At 67.3% G+C, this 23,584-nt stretch carries 24 protein-coding genes; 5 read left to right on the top strand and 19 right to left on the bottom strand.

Annotation, left to right across the window (positions count from 1 at the left end; all coding sequences use genetic code 11):
* Positions 1–50: 50 nt before the first annotated feature.
* Positions 51–944 carry a LysR family transcriptional regulator ArgP gene (locus tag AASM09_RS16035; protein ID WP_100443647.1) on the bottom strand — a complete coding sequence of 298 codons (894 nt, stop codon included), beginning with the start codon at positions 942–944 and terminating at the stop codon, positions 51–53.
* A 107-nt stretch (positions 945–1,051) separates the two neighbouring features.
* Here AASM09_RS16035 and AASM09_RS16030 point away from each other — a divergent pair, with 107 nt between their 5' ends.
* A complete protein-coding gene (locus AASM09_RS16030) occupies positions 1,052–1,666 on the top strand; it encodes a LysE/ArgO family amino acid transporter (protein ID WP_049429603.1) in 615 nt (204 codons plus the stop codon).
* Here AASM09_RS16030 and map read toward each other — a convergent pair.
* From map to AASM09_RS15955, 15 genes are all read right to left on the bottom strand, one after another.
* Entirely contained in the window at positions 1,663–2,445 is a 783-nt protein-coding gene (gene map / locus AASM09_RS16025) for a type I methionyl aminopeptidase (protein WP_049429604.1), read from the bottom strand. The two genes, AASM09_RS16030 and map, sit on opposite strands and share 4 nt — an antisense overlap.
* A gap of 7 nt (positions 2,446–2,452) precedes the next feature.
* On the bottom strand, positions 2,453–2,659 hold the full coding sequence (locus AASM09_RS16020) for a ParD-like family protein (protein ID WP_049429582.1): 207 nt from the start codon (positions 2,657–2,659) through the stop codon (positions 2,453–2,455).
* Positions 2,660–2,727: 68 nt separating this feature from the next.
* Entirely contained in the window at positions 2,728–3,087 is a 360-nt protein-coding gene (locus AASM09_RS16015; protein WP_049429583.1) for a bleomycin resistance protein, read from the bottom strand.
* A 171-nt stretch (positions 3,088–3,258) separates the two neighbouring features.
* Positions 3,259–4,143, bottom strand: coding sequence for a hypothetical protein (locus AASM09_RS16010; protein WP_049429584.1), 885 nt, complete (start codon positions 4,141–4,143; stop codon positions 3,259–3,261).
* 3 nt (positions 4,144–4,146) lie between these two features.
* Positions 4,147–5,211 (bottom strand): GNAT family N-acetyltransferase, encoded by a 1,065-nt coding sequence (locus AASM09_RS16005; RefSeq protein ID WP_049429585.1) that lies wholly within the window; start codon positions 5,209–5,211, stop codon positions 4,147–4,149.
* A 29-nt stretch (positions 5,212–5,240) separates the two neighbouring features.
* Positions 5,241–6,641 (bottom strand): aspartate aminotransferase family protein, encoded by a 1,401-nt coding sequence (locus AASM09_RS16000; RefSeq protein WP_005408663.1) that lies wholly within the window; start codon positions 6,639–6,641, stop codon positions 5,241–5,243.
* Between the two features lie 65 nt (positions 6,642–6,706).
* Complete coding sequence (locus AASM09_RS15995; RefSeq protein ID WP_049429586.1) at positions 6,707–7,423, bottom strand: MtnX-like HAD-IB family phosphatase; 717 nt, start codon at positions 7,421–7,423, stop codon at positions 6,707–6,709.
* A gap of 174 nt (positions 7,424–7,597) precedes the next feature.
* Complete coding sequence (locus AASM09_RS15990) at positions 7,598–8,800, bottom strand: DegT/DnrJ/EryC1/StrS family aminotransferase (protein WP_049429587.1); 1,203 nt, start codon at positions 8,798–8,800, stop codon at positions 7,598–7,600.
* Between the two features lie 10 nt (positions 8,801–8,810).
* On the bottom strand, positions 8,811–9,209 hold the full coding sequence (locus tag AASM09_RS15985; RefSeq protein ID WP_049429588.1) for a DMT family transporter: 399 nt from the start codon (positions 9,207–9,209) through the stop codon (positions 8,811–8,813).
* Positions 9,206–9,565: an EamA family transporter gene (locus tag AASM09_RS15980; protein ID WP_006425769.1), complete on the bottom strand. Its 360-nt coding sequence runs from the start codon at positions 9,563–9,565 to the stop codon at positions 9,206–9,208. The genes AASM09_RS15985 and AASM09_RS15980 overlap by 4 nt, the downstream gene beginning before the upstream one ends.
* Position 9,566: 1 nt before the next feature.
* Positions 9,567–10,403 carry an alpha/beta hydrolase gene (locus AASM09_RS15975; RefSeq protein WP_049429589.1) on the bottom strand — a complete coding sequence of 279 codons (837 nt, stop codon included), beginning with the start codon at positions 10,401–10,403 and terminating at the stop codon, positions 9,567–9,569.
* Positions 10,404–10,482: 79 nt separating this feature from the next.
* Positions 10,483–11,862 carry a sensor histidine kinase gene (locus AASM09_RS15970; RefSeq protein ID WP_049429590.1) on the bottom strand — a complete coding sequence of 460 codons (1,380 nt, stop codon included), beginning with the start codon at positions 11,860–11,862 and terminating at the stop codon, positions 10,483–10,485.
* Entirely contained in the window at positions 11,859–12,542 is a 684-nt protein-coding gene (locus AASM09_RS15965) for a response regulator (RefSeq protein ID WP_049429591.1), read from the bottom strand. Before AASM09_RS15965 ends, AASM09_RS15970 begins: the two co-directional genes overlap by 4 nt.
* Positions 12,543–12,673: 131 nt before the next feature.
* Positions 12,674–13,801, bottom strand: coding sequence for a metallophosphoesterase (locus tag AASM09_RS15960; protein WP_049429592.1), 1,128 nt, complete (start codon positions 13,799–13,801; stop codon positions 12,674–12,676).
* 73 nt (positions 13,802–13,874) lie between these two features.
* Positions 13,875–14,324, bottom strand: coding sequence for a winged helix-turn-helix transcriptional regulator (locus AASM09_RS15955; RefSeq protein WP_049429593.1), 450 nt, complete (start codon positions 14,322–14,324; stop codon positions 13,875–13,877).
* 77 nt (positions 14,325–14,401) lie between these two features.
* Between AASM09_RS15955 and AASM09_RS15950 the strand changes: the two genes are divergently transcribed.
* Positions 14,402–15,616: an MFS transporter gene (locus AASM09_RS15950; RefSeq protein ID WP_049429594.1), complete on the top strand. Its 1,215-nt coding sequence runs from the start codon at positions 14,402–14,404 to the stop codon at positions 15,614–15,616.
* Positions 15,617–15,717: 101 nt separating this feature from the next.
* Here AASM09_RS15950 and AASM09_RS15945 read toward each other — a convergent pair whose 3' ends face one another.
* The gene (locus AASM09_RS15945) at positions 15,718–17,133 is read right to left on the bottom strand and encodes a GGDEF domain-containing protein (protein ID WP_049429595.1); all 1,416 of its coding nucleotides are present in this window, start codon (positions 17,131–17,133) and stop codon (positions 15,718–15,720) included.
* Between the two features lie 288 nt (positions 17,134–17,421).
* Here AASM09_RS15945 and AASM09_RS15940 point away from each other — a divergent pair, with 288 nt between their 5' ends.
* Complete coding sequence (locus tag AASM09_RS15940) at positions 17,422–19,671, top strand: TonB-dependent siderophore receptor (protein WP_049429596.1); 2,250 nt, start codon at positions 17,422–17,424, stop codon at positions 19,669–19,671.
* A gap of 45 nt (positions 19,672–19,716) precedes the next feature.
* Here the strand turns inward: AASM09_RS15940 and AASM09_RS15935 are convergent, their stop codons facing one another.
* Positions 19,717–20,643: a hypothetical protein gene (locus tag AASM09_RS15935; RefSeq protein ID WP_049429597.1), complete on the bottom strand. Its 927-nt coding sequence runs from the start codon at positions 20,641–20,643 to the stop codon at positions 19,717–19,719.
* A 221-nt stretch (positions 20,644–20,864) separates the two neighbouring features.
* Between AASM09_RS15935 and AASM09_RS15930 the strand changes: the two genes are divergently transcribed.
* A complete protein-coding gene (locus AASM09_RS15930) occupies positions 20,865–21,845 on the top strand; it encodes a cation diffusion facilitator family transporter (protein WP_049429598.1) in 981 nt (326 codons plus the stop codon).
* A gap of 38 nt (positions 21,846–21,883) precedes the next feature.
* Here the strand turns inward: AASM09_RS15930 and nfi are convergent, their stop codons facing one another.
* On the bottom strand, positions 21,884–22,558 hold the full coding sequence (gene nfi / locus AASM09_RS15925) for a deoxyribonuclease V (protein WP_049429599.1): 675 nt from the start codon (positions 22,556–22,558) through the stop codon (positions 21,884–21,886).
* Positions 22,559–22,652: 94 nt separating this feature from the next.
* Between nfi and gpmA the strand changes: the two genes are divergently transcribed.
* Positions 22,653–23,402, top strand: a complete 750-nt coding sequence (gene gpmA, locus AASM09_RS15920) for a 2,3-diphosphoglycerate-dependent phosphoglycerate mutase (RefSeq protein ID WP_004150217.1) — start codon at positions 22,653–22,655, stop codon at positions 23,400–23,402.
* The last annotated feature ends 182 nt before the right edge of the window (positions 23,403–23,584 follow it).

Raw genomic sequence — 23,584 nt, 5'->3', positions numbered from 1 at the left:
ACGGTAGTGCGCGCGGCGTGAAGCCCGGGTCTGCGATCATCGGATTGTCCTCAACGAAGGATGCCGCTGGCCGCAGTGCGCAGCGCCTGGGTGATGTGCTGCAGCGTACTTGAGCGCACGGCGGCATGCTGCCAGTACAGCGGCACATCGAGCCAGCGGCGGGGTTCCAGTACCACCACCCGGCCGGCGCGCACGGCGGACGCGACCAGGTTTTCCGGGGCCATGCCCCAGCCGAGTCCGCACGCAGCGGCTTCGACGAAACCGGTGGAGGAGGGCAGGTAGTGTAGCGGCGGCTGCAGGCGGGCGCGGGTCAGCCGTCGCACGAAGCGCCATTGCAGTTCATCTTTGCGGTTGAACACCAGCATCGGTGCGTGCGCCAGGGTTGCGGCCTGCATGCCATCGCTGAAGTACCGGCGGGCGAAGCCGGGCGAAGCAATTGCCTGGTAGCGCATGGCGCCCAGCGGGTGCACGTTGCAGCCCTTCACCGGCCGGCCTTCGGCCGTGACCGCACCCAGCACGCTGCCATCGCGCAGCAGTTGCAGGGTATGGTCCTGGTCGTCCATGCGCAGGTCGAACAGGTAGCCATGGCGCTGGTGGAGGTCGGCGACGGCCGGCACGAACCATGTATCGAGCGAGTCATCGTTGACCGCCAGAGGGATTGGCATGCGTCCGGTGTCGCTGCCGCGTTCGGGCAGCAGCTCGGCCAGGGCCTCGGCTTCCAGGGCCTGCATGGGTCGCACGCGGCGCAGCAGCGCCTCACCGGCGGCGGTAGGCCGGCACGGGGCCTGGCGCACCAGCAGCACTTGGCCGAGCCGGTCTTCCAGTGCCCTGATCCGTTGCGACAGTGCCGACGGGCTGATCGACAGGCGGCGTGCAGCAGCCTCGAAGCTTCCTTCTTCCAGCACGGCTGCGAATGCGGACAGTTGCGGATGTACCAGGTCCACGCCGGCGCCTCTTCAGTTTTTCTGTACAGGATAAAGAAAAACAAGATTGCCTGAAGGTGGCCATCGGCCGCACCCTGCGCATCCTCCTGCTGCCTGGCCCGTTCTTGATGTGGATCACCGCTTTCGCTGCCGGCCTGTTCGCAGGCGCCGGTCTCATCATCGCCATCGGTGCGCAGAACGCCTTCGTGCTGCGCCAGGGCCTTCAGCAGCGGCATGTGGGCAGGGTGGTGCTGGCCTGCGCCGGCGCGGATATCGCGTTGATCCTGGCCGGCGTGGGCGGCATGGGCGCACTGGTGCTGCAGTGGCCGCTGCTGCTGCAGGTGCTGCGCTTCGGTGGCGCGGCGTTCCTGCTCTGGTATGGCGTGCAGGCCGGGCTGCGCGCGTGGCGCGGTGGCAGCGTACTGGCCGCCGCCGAGGCGCAGGCCGGCAGTGCGCGCCAGGTGCTGCTGACCTGCCTGGCCTTCACCCTGCTCAATCCGCACGTCTACCTGGATACCGTGGTGCTGCTGGGCAGCCTGTCCACGCGCTATCCGGGTGACCTGCGCTGGGCCTTCGGCGCCGGGGCGTGCCTGGCCAGCGTGGCCTGGTTCTGCGCGCTGGGCTATGGCGCGCGACTGTTGCAGCCGGTGTTCCGCAGGCCAGGTGCCTGGCGGGTGCTGGATGCCGCCGTGGCGGCCTTCATGTTCTGCCTGGCGACACTGTTGCTGGTGCGCCCGCTCTAGGCCGCGTCCACCGCGCACAGAGGCGCTTCGCCAGGGCGCAGGGTCAGCACGCGCACGCCGTTGCGGGTTACCGCCACCGTGTGCTCGAACTGCGCCGACAGCTTGCCGTCGCGGGTGTAGACCGGCCACTCGTCCGGCTGCTGGCGGATCGCCGGCTTGCCCTGGTTGAGCATCGGTTCGATGGTGAACACCATGCCGTCTTCCAGCACCATGCCAGTGTTGGGATGGCCGTAATGCAGGATCTGTGGTTCCTCGTGCATTTCCTGACCAATGCCGTGCCCGCAGTATTCTTTCACCACGCTGTAGCCGTGGCTGCGCGCGTGGCGGGCGATGGCGTGGCCGATGTCGCCCAGCCGCGCGCCGGGGCGCACCGCGGCGATGCCTTCCCACATCGCCTGGTAGGTGGTCTGTACCAGCCGGCGTGCGGCGTAGTCGACCTCGCCGACCAGGTAGGTGGTACTGGAATCAGCGATGTAGCCGTTCTTTTCCAGGGTGATGTCGAGGTTGACGATCTGGCCGTTGCGCAGCACGTCGGTGGTGCTGGGCACGCCGTGGCAGATGACGTTGTCGATCGAGGTGTTGAGCACGTACGGGAAGCCGTACTGGCCCTTGCTGGCCGGCCGCGCCTGCAGCTCGTCGACGATCATGCGCTCGACGAAGTCGTTGATCTGCATCGTGCTGCGGCCCTGCAGCGGCAACCGGTCGAGCGCGGCGAACACCTGCGCCAGCAGGCGCCCGGATTCGGCCATCAGCGCGATCTCGTGCGGCTGCTTGATCATCGCCATGTCAGGCCCGCCCGGGCGCCAGCGCCTGTACCCCGGCCGCGCGCAGTTCGCTGGCGACGATGTCCTGGAAGCTCAGCGTGGGGTTCATCTCGCACAACATGCCGACCCGGATCCAGAAGTTGGCCTGGGCGTTGATCGAGCGGCTGGAGACGGTGCAGGCACGGCGCAGCTGGTCGTGCAGGGTGTCATCGATGTTGACGATGCCCATGGGCGGTCCTCGAGGAGCGGATATACGAAGCGTATATGTTTCGTATATTCATCTCAAGCCGGCGTCGTTCAGTCCACGTGGGTGGCGAAGCGCAGCCGGTTGCCGTCAGGGTCGCGCAGCAGCATCTCGCGGCTGCCCCACTCGGTGTCGTGCGGCGGCTGTTCGATCGGCACGCCGGCCGCGCTGAAGGCGCGGTACAGGGCGTCGAGATCCTCGACGATGAAGTACACCGCGCCGCCCAGCTCGCAGTCGCCGCTGTGTTCGGTGAGGAAGATCGTCTGGCCATCGCGGGTGAGCTGGGCGAACAGCGGGAAGCCGGGCTCGAAGCGGTGTTCCCAGTCGACCACGAAGCCCAGCCCCTGCACGTAGAACGGCAGGGTGGTGTCGGCGTGGCGCATGCGCAGCTGCGGGATGACGGTCTGGGGCATGGCGGCGGCTCCGAGGTGGGAACCCAGTGTAGAGCCGAGCCATGCTCGGCTGCTGCTCGCGGTCCCCTCAGTGGAGCATGGCTCGACTCTACAGAAGGCGCCAGCCGAGCGTGGGCTCGGCTCTACCGGCTCTGGTAGTTGCCAACCTTGGTTGGCATTGCCGGCCAGCGGTCAGCAGGCCATCGGGACCGAAGCCATCGCGGCCAGCAGTTCGCGGTTCACCTGCTGGTGACGCGCCTGCCAGGCGGGAAGATCGTCGGCGCTGATGTCCGGCTGGCCATCCAGCGACGACAGCCAGCGCTTGAAGCGGCTCTGGTAGTTGGCCAGCGAGACTTCGCCGGTAATGTCACTGCCAACCAGGCCGCCGGCGCGCAGTGCCTCGATCACCACCAGCGCGTCCTCCAGCTGGAAACGGCCCTGGTCCCAGTTGCTGCGCGCGACGTCCTCGGCGAACACGTCCTTGTCGATCGACAGGTAGGTGGGTTGTGGCGACTTGGCCTGTTCGGCAGCGAACGCAGCCACCAGCGCTTCGGGGTGCTCGAAGCGGCGGAACGCATGGCCCATGCCGAGGCGATGGCCCCAGCCCACACCCACGTCCATGCACCAGTAGGTCAGGCGACCGCCCATCAGCGGGCGCCAGTGGTTCTCCCAGGCATGGCAGAGGCCGATGTCGCTGGAGGTGATGCCGAGCACATGGATGTGCGAGATCTGCGGCAGCTTGCTGGCGGCGTTCACCCACGAACCGCAGTGCATGCCGAACGGAAACCGCATGTTGTCCGGATGGTTGTCCAGCACCACCAGCTGGAACGGCGTCTGTGCACGCATGCGACGCAGCAGCGGCAGGCTGAGGTGATGGAAGTCACCACTGCCGAGCATCACTGTGCCGAGCTGGGCCGGCAGCGGCGCAAGCACCTCGGTGCTGAAGCGATCCAGGGTGCCGTTGCTGCAGGCAAATCGCAGCGGGTCGTGCCACTGCGGCAGCGCCAGGGTCTGCGCCTGGGCCAGTGGCAGCACGCCACCGTCCAGGTTGAGGATCAGCGGGGAACGCAACGGCATCGCTCAACCGCCTCCATCAGGTTCGCCCTGCAGATGCGGGGCCAGCCTGCGCAATGCGGCGCGCAGCAGCGGTGAGCGGGCGTGGATCGCGTGCCGGGTGGAGGTGAAGCTGGCCCCCAGCTCGGCCTTGATCCGCGAGTCGGTCCAGCCGGCCACGTAGTGGCTCAGGCTGTGCTGCAGGGCGTACTCGAGGTTGTGCATCCAGCTGACCGCGTACAGGTTGTGCTCGCGCGACTGCGGGTACGCCAGGCCGATGTACTTGTCCACCAGCTTGCCGGCATGCACGTAGCACAGGTTCCAGCCGATCAGCTGGCCCTCGTGGCGGTACAGGAACATCCGGCCCTGCCCCTGGCTGTCGGCCAGCAGGTGCTGCAGGTAGGGCAGGTCGAGCTGGTCGAAGTGCACCGCGCTCTGCGCATACACGCCCAGGTACAGCGCATGCAGTTCGGCCTGCAGCCGTGGGTCGGCCAGGGCCGGATCACCGGTGGCGATGCAGTCGATCTGCAGGTCGTCGCGCGAGCGCAGCTTGCGCCGGATGTTCTTGCGGCGCGAGGACGACAGGCGGCCGAGATAGCCGTCGATCGAATCGAAATCGATCGCCACCCAGGCCAGCGGCATGCCTTCCAGTTCAACGAAGCCGCGTGCCAGCAATGCCTGCAGGAAGGCGGCGCTGTGCGCATTGGCCGCGTCGTCCAGCAGCGGTGAATCGATGGCCAGGTCCTTGACCACCAGCAGCCGGGTATCGCCGATCGCGTGACGCGTCACGTCCTCGGCCAGCGCCTCCGGCGCGACGTGTGCCGGCAGCGGGGTGTACTCGGTGCTGGTGGCACCGACGAAGCGGGTCTTCCAGGTGATCCACGGCCGCCACAGGCGCGACAGCGGCAGGCCGAGCAGCTTGCTGCGCAGCGCGTCGTCCATCGTGGTGGTCAGGTCGAGCGGTGCACGGAAGGTCGGCAGGCCGCTGGGAAGGCGGCCTGCCTCGAATCCGAGCGGCGGGTGGGCCAGGAAGCCCTCCAGCAGCGCGGCCGGTTCCAGCGCGGTGCTGGACGCACGTGACGTCATTTCCATCGGCACGGGAACCGGCAGCGCATCCGGCCTCAGCCCTTGGCCTTGGTCAGCGCCTGGTCGAGCAGGGTGATCGCCAGGTCGATCTCTTCGTAGCTGATGTCCAGCGACGGCGCGAAGGTGATCACGTTCTTGTACCAGCCACCCACGTCGAGCACGAGGCCCATGCGCTTGCCGTCATGCAGCAGGTCGCCGGCCAGGCCGATGTCGACCATGCGGTCCAGCAGTTCCTTGTTCGGCGTGTAGCCGTCGGCCTGGCAGATTTCCGCGCGCAGGGCCAGGCCCAGGCCGTCGACGTCGCCGATTTCCGGGTGACGCTTCTGCAGGCCACGCAGGCCGTCGAGGAAGTACGCGCCCTTTTCCGGCACGGTGCGCTCGTAATCCATTTCCTTGCCCAGCTTCAGCACTTCCAGGCCCAGGCGGGTGCCCAGCGGGTTGGAGTTGAAGGTGGAATGGGTGGAGCCCGGCGGGAATACGGTCGGGTTGATCAGCTCTTCGCGTGCCCACAGGCCCGACAGCGGGTTCAGGCCGTTGGTCAGCGCCTTGCCGAACACCAGCACGTCCGGGGTCACGCCGAAGTGCTCGATCGACCACAGCTTGCCGGTGCGCCAGAAGCCCATCTGGATTTCATCGACCACCATCAGGATGCCGTACTTGTCCAGCACGCGCTTGAGGCCGGTGAAGAAGTTGCGCGGCGGGATGACGTAGCCGCCGGTACCCTGGATCGGCTCGACGTAGAACGCGGCGTACTCGGCCTGGCCGACCTTGGGATCCCACACGCCGTTGTACTCGCTTTCGAACAGGCGCTCGAACTGCCACACGCAGTGGTCGGAGTACTCGTCCGGGGTCATGCCCTTCGGGCGGCGGAAGGGATACGGGAACGGGATGAACATCGCGCGCTCGCCGAAGTGACCGTAGCGGCGGCGGTAGCGGTAGCTGGAGGTGATCGACGAGGCACCCAGGGTACGGCCGTGGTAGCCGCCTTCGAAGGCGAACATCAGGCTCTTTCCGCCGCGCGCGTTGCGCACGATCTTCAGCGAATCCTCGATGGCCTGTGCACCGCCGACGTTGAAGTGCACGCGGCCATCGAGGCCGAACTTCTCGTGCATGTCCACGGCAATGGTCTTGGCCAGCTGCACGCGGGTCGGGTGCAGGTACTGGCTGGCGACCTGCGGCAGGGTGTCGATCTGGTCCTTCAGCGCGTCGTTCAGGCGCTTGTTGCTGTAGCCGAAGTTGCAGGCCGAGTACCACATCTGCAGGTCGAGGTAGGGCACGCCCGCACCGTCGAACATATAGCTGCCTTCGCCACGCTGGAAGATCTTCGGCGGGTCGACGTAGTGGACGGTGTCGCCGAAGGAGCTGTAGCGGGCTTCGTCGGCCAGCAGCTGCGCGTCGGAGGCAGCGGCGTCGGCGTTCTTGTCAAAAATGTTCATGCAGTTCGGTTCCGTGAAGGACGTTCGAAAGGGGGCAACGGGGGAGCGTGGCTGGAAGGGAGTGCTCAGGCGGTGGCCAGCAGCAGGGGCAGTACGTCGGGCTGCGGGCTGGCGTCGATGCGACGTGGCTGCAGCAGGCTGCCATCGAGCAGGCGCGGCAACAGCGCGATTGCATCGTGGAAGGTGTCGATGGCGGCATGCTCGATGCCGGCATTCGTGCAATGGGTGATCAGGCGGCGCTTGGCGAACACGAAGTCGGCTTCTTCGGACACGCAGAAATCCGAGCTGCCGTCGCCGATCATCAGCACGCGCGGTGCTTCGTTGGCACGTGCCTGCGCGGCGCAGGTGCACTTGCAGGTGCCGCTGCGGCAGCCCTCGGCCTGGTAGGGTGATTCCAGTTCCCAGTGGTCTTCGCACCAGCGCAGGTGGTTGGCCACCACCGGCAGCCGCGACAGGCCATGGTTGGCGAGGATGCGGTGGATCGCATAGTCCAGGCCGTCGCTGACGATGCGCAGCGGCAGGCCCAGCTGCTCGGCGCGGGCGACGAAGGCGACGAAGCCCGGGTCGATCTGCACCTGGTCCAGGTGCGCATCAAGCGTGGCCGGGTCCAGCTTCAGCAGCCGCACCTGGCCCTGCATGCATTCGCGCGAACCGATCTTTCCGGCCTTCCACTGGTCTTCCAGCGCCTGCCAGCCCGGCTGGCCGTACTTCTCCAGCAGCGAGTCGATGACATCTTCGAGGCTGATGGTGCCGTCGAAGTCACACAGGATGCTCCAGTGCATGGGCAGGTCCGTCGATGAAAGAAGCGACCGGCACGATGCCGGGGCAGACTCAATGTAGGCAGGCCGCCTTTCTCGTTCCTTTCCTGTTGAAAGGCTTCATCGACGGACTGGGAAAACGTTCAGGAAGGTGCATGGATGAATGCGCGGAGCGCAGGCCACGCATGCACGTGCGGGTCAGGCGCGGGCCAGGACCTGCAGTATTTCGGACGTCTCTTCACGGGTCTGCCAGGCGCTGTTGCCAAGGGTCAGCATGCGTGCGGCGAAGTCGCGTGCGTTGGGCACTTCGGCGGCCGGCACGATGCCGCGCAGGTACGCGTAGTCGGGCAGGGCATGGATGAACATGCGGCTGGCGCCGAGTCCGCGTGGCCACAGGTCTTCCAGTACGGCATCGCGGGCCCGCTGGCTGGGCAGCAGCAGCATCAGCATCGGCCAGGTTCCGCCGGTACCGGCCAGCCCATCGACCACTTCCACCGCCGGCAGCTGTGCCAGCTGCACGCGCAGTTGCAATGCACGCAGGCGACCTGCCTGCAGGAATGCAGGCAACCGCCGCGCGGCATGGGCTCCGATGTTCTGCCGCCACTGGCTGACCCGGTGCTGCGGAATCTCCAGCGGGAAAATGTCACCGACCGCTTCTTCCAGGTCGCCACGCTGCAGCGCACTGCGCAGTGGATTTCCATACACCATCGATAGGAGCGATGGCCGATAGCAGGCGGCCAGGCCGAGCAGCTGCACGCTGCGCAGCAGTTCCCAGCGCAGGCTGGAATGCACCTGTTCGGCGGCATGTGCGGCCAGCGCGGCACGCAGCTCGTCATCGCGGCTGACCAGCAGGCCGCCTTCGTGCAGGCTCAGGCCCTTGCCGGCGGCCATGCTGAAGAATCCGATATCACCGCGCAAGCCGACACTGGTGTTGCCGACGCGTGCACCGAGCGCCTGCGCGGCATCTTCGATCACCCACGCGCCAGCGCCGCGTGCAACCTCGCAGGCCAGCTCGACATCGGCGATGCGCCCGCCCAGGTGGGTGGGCAGGATCGCCAGCGTGCGTGCATCGGCCAGGCGGCTGAGCTGGCCAGGATCGAAATCGAAGTGGCCGGGGCGGGTGTCGCACAGCTGCACGCGCAGGCCCAGGCTGTGAACCGCGATCGGCACCAGCGGGCAGGTATAGGCCGGCAGGATCACGGTGTCGCGCTTGGGTGCGCGCTTGCGCAGCGTGCGCAGGGCGATCAGCAGCGCGTGCGTGCCGGAACAGGTCAACTGCAGCGGCGGTGTGCCGAGCTGGCTGGCCAGGATCGCGCGAAGGTCGCCACCGCCGGGGAGGAAGTCGCTGGCCTGCATGGGCAGGCCGGCGGTGGGCGGCAGCTCGCGCGCGAACAGGCTCATCGCAACGCGCTCATGCGGTACTTTCGGCAGGGCTATGCGGATCGTCCGCTTCGGCGCGCCCCAGGCAGACGATGCCGGCCACGATCAGGACAGCACCGACCAGGTGATGCAGGGTCAGCGGTTCGTTCAACAGCCAGGCCGACAGCAGCAGCACGCTGATCACTTCCAGGTGCGATGCGGCAAATGCAGGGCCGATCGGCGCATGCCGCAGCAGGCTCATCCAGGTGAAGAACGCACCCACGTAGCCGAGGATGGCGCCGTATACCCACGGCTGCGACAGCACGCGCAGCAGCCATGCCGTGTTGGCCTCGACCGGCAGCGCGGCATCGCCGGCGTACTTGAAGCACAGCTGGGCCAGCGTATCGAAGGCCATCAGCAGCGGGAAGCCGATCACATACAGGCGCCTCATGAGCCCGCTCCCACCACGGCCACGCCGGCGGTGACCAGCAGCATGCCGGTCACCCGCAGCGGGGTGAGCTTCTCGCGGAACAGGAAGCGGCCGGCGATCATCAGCGCGACGATGTTGATCGAGCCCAGCAGCACGCCCTTGGACAGCGGCACCAGCGACAGGAAGGCGATCCAGGCGACGAACTCAAGCACGTAGCAGGCGATGCCGATCCACAGCCACGGGCGGCTGAGCATGTGTTTCCAGCGCTGCAGGCCTTCGCCGTCCTGCGGGTCGCTGGCGGCGGCCTTGAAGGCAAGCTGGCCACCGGTATCGAGCACCACGTTGGCCAGCCACAGCAGCGTGGCAAGTGCCCCCATCTCAGGCCACCGCCTTGAGCACACCCGTACGCTCACCGATCTCGGTGAAGAAGCGGGCGCTGCGGCGGATCACGTCGCGGCGTTCGCGGTCGATGGTGATCATGTGGTAGCTGTCTTCCAGTACCACCAGCTCCTTCGGGCCGCTGACCCGCGACATCACCAGCTCGGCGTTGCCCATGCTGGCCACGTCGTCCTCGCGGGCGTGCATCACCAGGCACGGCGCGGTGACCTGGTGCAGGTGGCGGCGGGTCCAGTGGCTCAGCGCACGCATTTCGGCCAGTGCGTGCCAGGGGTTGCCCGGCAGGCCAGCGGCGGCGCTGTCGCCGGACAGCATGGCGGCGCTGACCTGCGCACGCAGGCGCTCGTCACGCAGGCCGTACGGCGGTTCTTCCATGAACATGCGGTCGCGGCCGATGTTGAAGCGCTTGAACCACGGCAGCAGGAACGAGAAGCGGGCCACGGCGGGAATGTTCCAACCGTCGTAGCGGAACGTGGCGCCGTATACGCCCACGCCGGACACCCATTCCGGGCGACGTGCCGCCAACGCCAGCGAAAGTACCGCGCCCATCGACAGGCCACCGACGAACAGCTGGTCAACCTTGCCGCGCAGGCTGGCCGCCGCATCTTCCACGCCCTGGTACCACTGTTCCCAGGTGGTCGCCAGCAGGTCATCCACGGTGCCGCAATGGCCGGGCAGCTGCACGCCGTGCACGGTGAAACCGGCGTTGTTCAACCCCTTGCCCAGCATGCGCATTTCCGCCGGGGTGCCGGTCAGGCCGTGGACCAGCAGCACGCCCTGCGGGCCACCGGGGAGGAAGAAGTCGTGCGATTCGGTCACCTGGCGGCTCCGGGACGGCAGTGGGGATGGCAGGATCGCAAGCGTGATTTTCACCAGCCTTTCAGCGCCCCTGGCCGGGTCAGGGGGCCTTCAGCAGCGGCAGCGTGATGGCGACCTTGAGCCCGCCACCCGGGCGGTTGAGGAAGCTCAGGCGACCGCCGAAGTGCTCCACCGCCTCGTGCGCGATGGCCAGGCCCAGCCCGGTGCCGCTGGCAGTGGTGCCAGGGGCGCGGAAGAAGCGCTCGCCGAGGCGCGGCATCACGTCTTCCGGGACGCCTGGGCCGTTGTCTTCCACATAGAGTTCGACATCATTGTCGTCCAGTGCGTGCACGCCGACTGTGACGGTGGCTTCACGGCCCGCATAGCGCAGGGCGTTGTCGATCAGGTTGTCCATTGCTTCCTGCAGCATGGCACCGTTGCCCAGCACGCGCAGCGGCTGGGGGCTGCCGCGGTATCCGAGATCGATGCCATCACGGATCGCTTCCGGGACCCGCATGCCGACCCACTGCGGTATCAGTTCGCACAGGTCGAGTGCTTCCACGGTATCCGGCACGGTCTGGGCTCGGCTCAGCGCCAGCAGCTGGGTGCTGACCCGCGCGGTGCGCTGGTTGAGCCGGCGGATGTGCTGCAGTGCCTCGCGCACCGTGTCCGGGTCGCCGTGCGCCAGCGCCTGGTCCACGTGCAGGGCCATTCCGGCCAACGGCGAGCGCAGCTGGTGTGCAGCGTCGGCGATGAAGCGGTTCTGCAGGGTGATCATTTCCGCCTGGCGCGCGAACAGATCGTCGATGGTGCTGATCAGCGGCTGGATCTCTTCCGGCACGTCGGCATCGGAAATCGGCGCCAGCTCGCCGCGGCGCTGCGCCAGCCGGGTCCTCAGCGGGGTCAGGATGCGCAGGCCGTAGGTCACGCCGAACCAGACCAGCGCGGCGGTGCCCAGCGCCAGCATGGTCATCAGCGGAATGATGATCATCAGGATCTCGCGTGCGCGCTGGCGTCGGTCGGCCATGCTCTCGGCCACGGTCACTGCCAGCTGGTCCTGCGGATCATTCATCGCCTGCGTGCAGACAGTGGCCATGCGTACCTGCTGGCCGTTGAGGTGACCGTCGTACAGGGCCGGATGCACGCCGGTGCAGTCCTGCGAAGGGGCGTACGGGCTGAAGTCTGCATTGCCGCTGAGCGTACCCTTGCGGCTGCTGTCGACGTTGAAATAACGATGGCCGTCGGGGTCGTACTCGATCAGGAAGCGCGCCTGTGGTGACAGGTCGCTGGTCACCGGCATGGTGCTCAGCATCTGCGCGAACGAGTGGGTGTCGTCGATCAGGTTGCGGTCGTGGATGCGGTTGGAATAGTCCAGCGCAACGTAATAGGCCAGGATCGTGTTGAAGGTGAGCAGGCCCAGCATCGGCAGCGCCAGGAAGGCGAGCAGGCGCCGGCGCAGGCTGGGCGGCCCACTGATCACGGGGTGCTGTCGTCCTGCGCGTCTTCCAGCATGTAGCCCAGCCCGCGCACGGTGCGTATGCCCATCCCGCCGGGTTGCAGCTTGCGGCGCAGGCGGTGCAGGGCGATGTCCAGGCCGTTGTCGGTCAGGTCCTGGCCCCAGTCGCACAACGCTTCCACCAGCTGCGCGCGCGATACGATGCGCTCGGCGCGTACCGCCAGCGCTGACAGCAGGCCGAATTCGCGCGCGGTCAGTTCCAGCGACTGGTCGTCGATCCACACCCGGTGCCCGGCCAGGTCCAGGCGCAGGCGGCCGATGCGCAGGTCCGGGTTGCCATTGCTGGTGACCCGGCGCAGCTGGGCACGCACGCGTGCTTCGAATTCGTCCAGCGCGAACGGCTTGACCAGGTAGTCGTCGGCACCCAGGTCGAGCACGCGCACGCGTTCGGCCAGGCCGTCGCGGGCGGTCACCACCAGCACAGCCAGGCCATCACCGCGCTGGCGCAGGCGCTGCAGCACGTCGCGGCCATCCAGCTGCGGCAGGCCCAGGTCCAGCACCAGCAGTGCGTACTGGGTCGAGCCCAGGGCAGCGTCGGCGTGCACGCCATTGTCGACGTGGTCGACCACGTGCCCCTGCCGGCGCAGCGAGGCGCACAGGCCGGAGGCGATGTCCGGGTCGTCTTCAGCAATCAGAACGCGCATGCGCGGGGCTCCTGTAACGGTCAGGCCCACCGGATGGACGGGGTGGGCCTCTCGGCTGCCGAGGGTAGCCGCAAACCGGGTGAAGGTGGAACGCGGCGGCGGCGGCGTACGCCGTCGCGCTGTCCGTCCATTCAGTCCTGAAGGCCGGGCTCGCCCTGCGCCAGCGGCACCCGCGAACCGTCCAGCAGGCCACGGCTGAGTTTGCCATCTTCGATGAACAGCAGTTCGCCGTTCTCGCCGTTCTTGATGCTGCTGTCGATCGCGATCACGCGGTCGCCATGGAAGCTGCTGACGTGCGGCATCGAGGTGTGGCCGACCACGATGCGCGAGAGCTTCAGGCGGTCGAGCACGTTCTGCACCCCTGCGGTGTCGAGGCGGCCATCGAAGTAGCCGCGGTACCAGATCGGGCTGGTCTTGCCGTCATACAGCGGAGCGGTGGCCGGATCGGCTTTCACTTCGGCCTTGGGCAAGCCCAGCGACGCCTGGTAGGCCGCGTTGGTGCGTGCCGGGTCCAGCGCCAGCTCGACGGCTTCGGGCGAGATGCCGCCGTGCAGGAACAGGGTGTCACCGATCTTCAGCAGTACCGGGCGGGTACGCAGCCACTGCCCGATCACCGAATCGGCACCGTACAGCTGCGGGTAGCTGCGGCCGAGCAGCTGGGCGCTGCGCAGGTACTTCGGGTTGACGTAGCGCAGGTCGTCGTACAGCACCATGGTTTCGTGGTTGCCGAGCACGAAGTGCACCGCGCCACCGGCCGCAGCTGCCTGCTGCTGCAGGCTGTACAGCAGCCAGAATGCCTCGGTCACCTGCGGGCCGCGGTCGAAGACGTCGCCGGCGATGACCAGGGTGTCCTTGCCCAGCGCCCAGCGGTCCTGTGCGTCGATGACCCGGTTGGCGCGCAGCAGGCGCACCAGCAGCCCATATTGGCCGTGGATGTCGGACAGCGCGACGATGCGAGGGACCGCCGGCAGTATGGAGACCGAGGCGGCATTGGGTGCGTCTACGTGCACGGTATGCTCATAGCCGCAGCGTGCTGCGATATCGGTCCCCGCCTTGCTGATGGGCAGGGTGCGCGACTCGACCTTGTCCGCACAGATCCACTTCGCCTGCAGTTGCTCGCCCTTGCGGAACACATACGGTCCATCGGCCTGTACATGGTCGGCCGGTGCGGCGACCTCGCGGGCCTGCGTGGTTCCGGCCGCGCAGGCCAGCAGTGGCGCCAGCAGGGCGGTCAGCAGGGAAGGGTGATAGCGCGACATCGGCGGCATCCAGCAGCGGAAAGATCCGATGCTACCCGGCGCTGGCGTTCCCTGGTGTGCGCGAGTGGGCGGGTCAGGCCCCGCCGCCAGCATCCTTGAGCTTGCGCACGTGGGTGTGGGTGGCCTGCAGCGGCTCGCCGTTGCGGCCGTGTGGCTGCATGTAGGGCAAGGGCCGCCGCGTACTCGATTCGATCAGTTGGGAATGGGGCTCACCGGCCTCGAAGCAATGCCGCTCGCCCCACTGGCGCAGCGCGACCAGCAGCGGAAACAGTTCCAGTCCGGCGGCAGTGAGCACGTATTCCTGGTAGGCCGAACCGTCGGAGGCCGGTTGCAGCTGCAGGATGCCGGCATCGACCAGCCTGCGCAGGCGGTCACTGAGGATGTTGCGTGCCGCGCCGAGGCTGCGCTGGAAGTCGCTGAAGCGGGTGACGCCGTCGAACGCGTCGCGGATCACCAGCAAGGCCCAGCGATCACCGAGCAGGTCGGCGCTGCGGGCGACGGGGCAGGGGCTGTTGGCGTGCATGGGTGTATCTCCAAATGTGGTTGCAGTTTAAAACCTTTGGTGCTAGCCTGCATCAGGTTTCAAATTGCAACTACATTATGAGCCCCGCTCCGATGCCCCGCTCCCTGCTGGTGCTGCTGGCAATCGCCGCCGGCGCCAGCGTCGCCAATGTCTATTACGCGCAGCCGTTGCTGGACCAGCTTGCGCGCACCTTTGCACTGGACCGTGCAGTGGCCGGTGCGGTGCTGGCGGCTACCCAGGCGGGCAGTGTGCTGGCATTGCTGGGGCTGTTGCCGCTGGCCGATCGCGGTGATCGGCGACGCCTGCTGCGGTTGCAGCTGATGGTGCTGGTGCTGGCCTTGCTGTGGCTGGCGACGGCCCGCACGGCGACCTGGCTGTTGTCGGGCATGCTGCTGACCGGGCTGCTTGGCACGGCGCTGACGCAGGGGCTTATTGCCTACACGGCAACACTGGCTCCGCCCGAGCAACGCGGACGCATCGTGGGCGTGGTGCAGGGAGGTGTATTCATCGGGCTGCTGATGGCGCGTGTGGTGTCGGGTACGGTGGCGGCAGCATTGGGCTGGCAGGCGGTGTATCTGCTGTCGGCGCTGGTGATGGCAACCCTGGCGGTGCTGTTGTGGCGGCGCCTGCCCGCAGTGCCGGTGCCGGAAGTCCCCCCACGCTGGCGCGAGCTGCTGGGCTCGATGCTGGGCATGCTGCGTACCGACCGAACGCTGCGCGAGCGTGGGCCACTGGCACTGCTGCTGTTTGCTGGGCTCAACGTGTTCTGGGCGGCCGCCCCGTTGCCGTTGTCGGCCCCGCCTTTGCATTGGTCCACCGCAGCCATTGGCTGCCTGGGCCTGGCCGGCGTGGTTGGTGCGTTGATGGCGGCGCGGGTCGGGCACTGGATGGACCGTGGATTCGCACATCGGGTCAGCCTCGGAGCGCTGCTGCTGATGCTCGCCGCGTGGTGGCCGCTGCTGGGCCTGCCGCAGTCGCTGGCGTTGCTGCTGCTGGGCGTGGTGGTGCTGGATCTGGGCGGTCAGGCACTGCACGTCGCCAACCAGGCGCTGCTGCTGCGCGCGCCCGGTGAACAGCATGGACGCCTGGTGGCGCTGTACATGCTGTTCTATGCGATGGGCAGCGGTGCCGGTGCGACGGCGGGCACCTGGATGCAGGCCCATCATGGGTGGCCGGCGGTCTGCCTGCTGGGCGCCGGCATTGCGCTGTTGGCAGTGCTGTGGTGGGGCGCGTGGCGAGTGGCGGCGCTCAATGAATCGGCCGCGGTGCGAAGCGGTAGAGTCGACTGTTAGTCGACTGCTCTTCCGTCACTTTGCGAAAAACCCCGCGCTGCGCGCGATAGTCGACTGACAGTCGACTCTACACGCCACCGGGATGTTTCATTTCCGCCGGTTCACCGCTGCAGCGCACGCCGTCCCGGCGCATCCTGCAGGGCGTCGCTGGCCACCACCACCCGGTTGCGGCCACTGCGCTTGGCCTCGTACATCGCAGCGTCGGCGCGTGCCATCAGCCGCTCGTAGTCCGGGTGGCCGTCATGGCCCGCCACGCCGATGCTGGCGGTCAGTTCCAGTACCTGCCCGTTGGCCAGCGCCACCGGCGAGTGCGCGATCTGCCTGCGCAGGCTTTCGGCAATCACCCCGGCCTGTGATTCGCTGGCCGCAACCAGCACCACCACGAACTCCTCACCGCCATAGCGGAACAGGTAGTCACTGCCGCGTGTGAGCTGCCCCAGCAGGCCGGCCACATGCTGCAACGCGCGATCGCCGGCATCGTGGCCGTGGCCGTCGTTGATTGCCTTGAAATGATCCAGGTCGAGCAGCAGCAGCGAGAACGGCGTGCGGTTGCGGGTGGCCAGCTCGATTTCCCGGCGCAGCACGGTGGGGAGGAAGCGGCGGTTGAGCAGGTTGGTCAGGGCATCGCTGCCGGCATCCAGTTCGCCGATGCGTTCGAACAGCAGCGTCATCAGGGTGCGGATCGCGGCCAGGTCCTCGCGGATGGCCGGCAGCACCGCCAGTCGCTGCGCCGGAGCATCGCCGCTCGCGCGCTGCAGGTGGCTGTCAATGCGGGCCATCAACTGGCCCACCTGCTGCGTTTCGCTGCTTTCGCCGAAGCTGGGGATGCCCTTGTGGGTGAACCACAGGCCAAACTCCGAGGTGGCCAGGCTGCCACTGTCGCTGGCCTGCACGTGGCCTGCGAGTGCGTAGAGCAGGGCGTTCTCCCAGTCCAGCAGCAGTGCGCGCTGGCGCTCGCGTTCGGTACCGACGTTCTGTACCAGCGAGAACAGCCGGTAGGCGGCGTCGGCACGGGTGGAGCGCTCGCGCGCATGGGTGTAGGCCAGGGTCATGCCTTCCATGGCGATGTCCATGATCGCGCTGAGGCAGTCGATGGCGGCGAATGCGGTCGCGCTGTCGGGTGCATCGTCGCGCAGGCGCAGGAACAGTTCGTGCTTGAGCACGCGTGCGCCGCGGGTGACCAGATCGACCGGAATGCCGACCCGCGCATGCACGTCGCCGATCACCCGCTGCGAGGCGACGGTGGCGACCACGCCGGCGGTGTCGGTGGTCAGCAGCTGCACCAGCCAGCGTTGCATCGCCGGCTGCAGGCGTTGCTTGACCTGTTCGTGGGACAGGAAGCGGCGCGCGCGGCCATCCTGCAGCAGCACTTCATAGAAGCGCCCGGCGAGCGCCGGTGGCGCGTCCGCGGCGGCGGCGTGCAGCAGCGCAGTGGCGGCGGGGCCGGCCTGCTGCAGGCACAGCTGCCACGCCTCGGCCAGCGGTTGGCTGGCTTCATCCAGTTGGGGTGTTTCCACGTCGATCTCTGACTGCGTACGACAAACCACGGGTATCGGCCGCGGTGGCGTGCGGTTGATGGCGGGTTAGCCGGCCAGTTTACGCGCGGTGCAGGGTTGCACGGTGCGCAAACCACATCGGGGCCGCTGCGGCAATGAGTGAACGCATTTGAGAATCAATCGCATTGATGGGAGAATGCGCGCACGGAGCGGGGTGCAGGTGCCTGCAGCAACGTTCCGCGCCTCCCCCTCGTCGTTGCCTCAAGCCCTTTGCCAGAGGCCCCGTTGCCCTGCCAGAAGGTTCAGACCATGTCCCCTGCCGTTGTCCTTTCGCCGCGCCCGCTGGCGCTCGCCGTTGCCGCCCTGTTGGCGGGCGGTGCCCTGACCGCCCATGCCGAAACCGACGCCACCGATATCGACACGGTGCATGTCACCGCCTCGCAGATCGCGCGCCAGGCGCTGGGCACCTCGACCATCACCGCCGAGGACATCGCCAGGCGCCCGCCGGCCAACGATATCGCCGAACTGCTGCGCACCATGCCGGGCGTCAACCTGACCGGCAACAGCGCCTCGGGCCAGTACGGCAACAACCGCCAGATCGATCTGCGTGGCATGGGCCCGGAAAACACCCTGATCCTGGTCGATGGCAAGCGCATCGGTGCCCGCGATGCAGTACGCATGGGCCGCAGCGGCGAGCGCAATACCCGTGGCGATACCAACTGGGTGCCGGCGGAGATGATCGAGCGCATCGAAGTGCTGCGCGGTCCGGCGGCGGCACGCTACGGCTCCGGTGCTTCCGGTGGCGTGGTCAACATCATCACCAAGCGCCCGACCGGTGATCTGACCGGCGCGGTCGACATGTACGGCCTGGTGCCCGAGCACAGCGCCGAGGGCGGCAGCGAGCGCGTCGGCCTGCAGCTGAGCGGGCCGATGACCGACACGCTGTCGTTCCGCCTGTACGGCAACCTCAACAAGACCGACGCCGATTCGCTGGATCTCAACCGCCAGTACGCCACCAATCCGAACGCGGTGCCACCGGCCGGTCGTGAGGGCGTCAAGAATCGTGATGTCAACGCGCTGCTGCGCTGGGACGTGACCGCCAACCAGGTGGTCGAGATCGAAGCCGGCACCAGCCGCCAGGGCAACATCTACGCCGGCGACCGCGCGGTCAGCACCACGGGTACTTCGACCGGCATCGATCTGGCTGCGCTGGCCGACGGCAAGGCGGAAACCAACCGCATGTACCGCAACACCGGCGCAGTCACCCATCGTGGCCGTTGGGGCGATGTGACCTCGCGGGTGACCGCTGCGGTGGAGGCGGTGAACAACTCACGCATCAATGAAGGCCTGGCCGGTGGCCCGGAAGGCAGCTTCAACGGCACCGACTGGTCGACTTCGCGCCTGCGCAACTACCAGCTGGATGGCGAAGTGAGCTTCCCGACCACGCTGGGCGGCGCCGAGAACATCTGGACGCTGGGCTTTGAATACCTGGACAGCCGCCTGACCGACCCGTACTCGATGAGCCAGTCCAGCACCAGCGGCGGCGGCTTCCCGGGCCTGTCGGCCGATCGCGCGCGCGGCAAGTCCGATGCGCAGACCACCGCCGTGTTCGTCGAAGACAACATCTACCTCGGTGAGCGCTGGATCGTTACCCCGGGCCTGCGTTTCGACCACCACAGCCAGTTCGGCAACAACACCAGCCCCAGCCTCAACGCGCAGTTCCGCATCAACAGCGACTGGGTGGTGAAGGGCGGTGTCGCACGTGCGTTCAAGGCACCGAACCTGTACCAGTCCAATCCGGACTATCTGTACTACACCCGCGGCAACGGCTGCCCCAATGCGCTGCCGAGCCTGGGCGCCGGTTGCTACATGCGCGGCAACGCGGACCTGAAGGCAGAAACCAGCCTGAACAAGGAGCTGGGCATCGAGTGGGCACCGCAGAGCGGCTGGCAGGCGTCGTTGACCTACTTCCACAACGACTACAAGGACAAGATCCAGGCCGGCTACACCCAGATCGGGCTGACCGCCGACACCAAGGGCCGCATCTTCCGCTGGGAGAACGCGCCGAAGGCGATCGTGCAGGGGCTGGAAGGCAACCTGGTGATCCCGCTGCTGGGCGAGCAAGGCAACCGCCTGAAGTGGAGCAACAACTTCACCTACATGGTGGAGAACGAGAACAAGACCACGCGCCAGCCGTTGTCGGTGATCCCGAAGTACACGATCAACACCATGCTCGACTGGCAGGCCACCGACAAGCTGTCGCTGCTGCTGACCGGTACGTTCTACGGCAAGCAGGAACCGGCTACCACCAACATCAACAACGACCCGCGCTGCACCGGCACGTGCGATCCGTCGGTGGCGCTGCAGGACCGTGGCGCCTACAACATCTGGGGCGTGAGCGCGCGCTACAAGGTGACCGACACGGTCAGCTTCGGTTTCGGTGTGAACAACCTGGCCGACAAGCGCCTGTTCCGCGAGGCCAACAGCAGTGATGCTGGTGCGGCGACCTATAACGAGCCGGGCCGCGCGTACTGGGCCAGCCTGCGCTTCGGGTTCTGACCCGATGAGACCTGCGCCGGGGCGTTCCCCGGCGCAGCCTGAAGGCTACTTCACCTGCCGGCAATCGCGCAGGTGGACGCCACCGGTGTCCATCTTGTCGACCACGCCTTCCAGTTTCACCCAGTCGTTCTCGCGCAGGGTAGCGCCCAGTGCCATCTGGTCCGGCGCAAGCGCACAGTGCACGGTGAAGTTGGCGTTGTTGTCTTCGTTCGACTGGCGCCCGCCGATGCCACCGATGCCTTTCATCTTGGTGACCAGATAGCCCACCTCGAAGGTCTTGGCGAAGCGGTTGGGCTGGGCGGTGTAGACCTGGCCGTCAATGATGAAACGACGGCCGAAATACTTGACGAGCAACGGCTGGTACATCGCATCGGTATCCGGCGGGGTACTGGTGCCGGAGAACAGTGCCCTGAGCGGTGCGGTGTTGATTTCCCGCTGCAGCCGCTTGGCGTCCTTGCCCATTTCGGTGGACATGCCGACCGCGGTGGCCTGGATCGGCTTGTCGAAGCCGCTGGAGACACGTACGGCTTCGGCGATCGCCTCGCCTTCGGGGCCGGTCTTGAGCTTGTCCAGCCAGCCGCACAGCGCGCTGCGTGCGTCCTCTTCCTTGGCGGTCTGTCCGCGGGACAGCTTGGTGCCGACCACCACGTTGCCGCCATTGGAGGCGGTGATGATGCTGACCAGCGGCATCTTCGTGTCGGTCTGCAGCACGTACATCTGGCCTTCGGTCTCGGTGATGACATCACCGCTGACGAAGTTGTTGCCCTCATCAAGCGCTGCCTTGCGGAGCTGGCCCAGGGCACTGCGGGGCTTCAGGCCGGGAAGGGTGACTTCGGAGGTGAAGAACTGGCCATTGCGGGGATCGCCTACCGCCTGGAAGTTCTGTTGGCAGGTCTTGGCCGAGGCGCCTGCGGCCATACCCAGCGCGCAGGCCACAGCGACGGCGACCCAGGGGGTCTTGGTAGTCCACATGTTCCAGATTCCTTGTGCTTGGGTGTCCATTGCGGGCAGCAACGCCGAAGCGATCTGGCCGCCCGTTCCCCGTCCAGAGGGGCTACGGCCATCATAGTGTGGCCCGGCGCAGGCGCAACCTTCAGCGACCGGCGCCGTGGATTCTGCAATGTTATAAACACCGTGATAGTTTCCCCACGGTCGCCAGCGTAGCCTGCCTCCATCGCAAAGGAGCTGTTGCCATGGGCCACGACCACGACCACCTGCCGTCCGAGATCCGCCACGAGAAGCCCTTGTGGTGGGCGCTCGGCCTGACCTCCACCTTCCTCGTCGTCGAGGTGGTGGGCGCGTTCTGGACCAACAGCCTGGCGCTGTTGTCCGATGCGGCCCACATGGCCACCGACGCATTGGCGCTGATGATCGCGCTGATCGCGGTGCGGCTGAGCCGGCGCCCGCCGGATGCGCGCCGCACCTATGGCTACGCGCGCCTGGAAGCACTGGGCGCGATGATCAACGGCGCGATGCTGTTCGTGGTTGCCGGCTACATCCTGTGGGAAGCCGTCGGGCGCTTCAGCAAGCCGCAGGAGATCGCCTCCACCGGCATGCTGGTGATCGCGGCTGCGGGCCTGGTCATCAACCTGATCTCGATGCGCCTGCTGCAGGCCGGCAGTGGCGAGAGCCTCAACGTGAAGGGCGCCTACCTGGAAGTGTGGGCGGACATGCTCGGCTCGGTGGCAGTGATCGCCGGTGCGTTGCTGATCCAGTTCACCGGCTGGAAGCCGATCGATCCGATCCTGGCCGTGCTGATCGGCCTGTGGGTGCTGCCGCGCACCTGGGTGCTGATGCGCGAGGCGATCAACGTGCTGCTGGAAGGCGTGCCCAAGGGCATGGACGTGGCCAAGGTGCGCGACAGCCTGTCCGGGCATGCCGCGGTGCTGGACGTGCATGACCTGCACGTGTGGGCGCTGGCCTCCAGCACGCCAGCGCTGACCGCGCATGTCGTGATGCGCGACGGCACCGATGCCGATGCGCTGCGCCGTGAGCTGGGCGCGCGCCTGCACGATGATTTCGGCATCGAGCACGTGACGCTGCAGATCGAGGCCGACCACTGCGGCGAGGCCTGCGGTGAACCGGCGCCGGCCAAGGGCGGCGAGCACGAGGGCCATGAAGGTCATGACCACGGCGAAGACGCACAAGGGCATCGCGGCCACGTGCATCGCTGATCGAAGATGACGCGCGCGCCGGGAGAGGCCCGGCGCAGCTATTCGTCCCGTCGCGAGGCCAGCCGGTCCGCCAGCCGGGTCGGCTCCGGCAGCCGGTAACCGCGCAGGGTGCGCTGCACCCAGTCCAGCGCGGTATCGGCACTGACCCGATGGCCGCCGGCCACGAACAGCGGCTTGCAGCGCACCTTGCTGCGCAGCACCCAGCCCAGTTGTTCATCGCCATCCCGCAGTGGCGCATGCGCGCCGGCCTCGGCGCCCGGCTCGATGAACCGGCCCACCAGTTTCGACTTTGCGACGCCGATGCTGGGCAGGTCGGTGACCACGCCCAGGTGCGCGGCCACGCCCAACCGGCGTGGATGGCTGATGCCGTGGCCGTCGACGAACACCAGGTCCGGCGTGCGCGGCAGCAGCGTCAGCGCGGCCAACAACGCTGGCAGTTCGCGGAAGCTGAGCAGGCCGGGGATGTACGGCATCACCGTTGGAATCCGCGCGATCTCCTGCGCCACGGGCTGCAGCGTATTCGCGTCCAGCAGCACCGCTGCGGCGCGGGTGGTGGCGCCGTTGTCTTCGAAGCCGACATCCAGCCCGGCCAGCCAGCGCACATCGCGGGGCAACCGGTCCTTGCGCTCCACGCGGCTGGCAAGCTGGGTCTGCTGCGCGCGGGCAGTGGCGACGCTGCCTTCCCAGCGTCCGGGGTCGATCACCGTATTCATTGGCCACAGCATGGCATGGGCAACGCCACGGCCCGGTGAGCGGCGCCCGGGGCTACAATGGTGGCCTGCCTTTCCTCGCGTTGGAGACCCTGCAGTGACCCGTAAACTCGTACTGTTGCGCCATGGCCAGAGCCAGTGGAACCTGGACAACCGCTTCACCGGCTGGGTCGATGTCGACCTGACCGAGCAGGGGCGCCGGGAAGCGGCCGCCGCCGGTCGCCTGATGCGCGAGGAAGGCCTGCAGTTCGACGTCGCCCACACCTCCGTGCTGAAGCGCGCCATCCACACCCTGCAGGGTGCGCTGGCCGAGCTGGAGCAGGACTGGCTGCCGGTGAACAAGTCCTGGCGGCTCAACGAGCGCCACTACGGCGGCCTGCAGGGCCTGGACAAGGCCGAGACCGCCGCCAAGCACGGCGAGGACCAGGTCAAGGTGTGGCGCCGGTCGTACGACATCCCGCCGCCGGCCATGGACCTGGAAGATCCGGGCCACCCGATCCATGACCGCCGCTATGCCGGCCTCGATCGCAACGCGTTGCCGGGCACCGAATCGCTGGCCACCACCCTGGACCGCGTGCTGCCGTACTGGCATGACGCCATCGCGCCGCAGCTGAAGGACGGCAAGACCGTGCTGGTCACCGCCCACGGCAACTCGCTGCGCGCGCTGTACAAGTACCTCAACAACGTCTCGCGCGAGGAAATCCTCGAGCTGAACATCCCGACCGGAATTCCGCTGCTGTTCGAACTGAACGACGATCTGACGGTGAAGTCGTTCCGCTACCTGGGCGACCCGGAAGCGGCGCGCAAGGCCGCCGAAGCCGTGGCCAACCAGGGCAAGGCGAAGTAAGGCAGAAGGCCGGCGCAAGCCGGCCTTCTTGTTTTTGTAGAGTCGAGCCATGCTCGACTGCTTTTTGGGCCTCTTGCCACAAGTGGCATGAAACCGGAACGGAGAGCAGTCGAGCATGGTTCGACTCTACAGAGAGGCGTCCTGTGACCTTTGGCCGGTCCCCGCGCTGGGCCTTCCCGGCT

This window comes from Stenotrophomonas maltophilia (assembly GCF_039555535.1).
Lineage (GTDB): Bacteria > Pseudomonadota > Gammaproteobacteria > Xanthomonadales > Xanthomonadaceae > Stenotrophomonas > Stenotrophomonas maltophilia_Q.
This window is presented reverse-complemented; position numbering and strand designations above follow the sequence as displayed.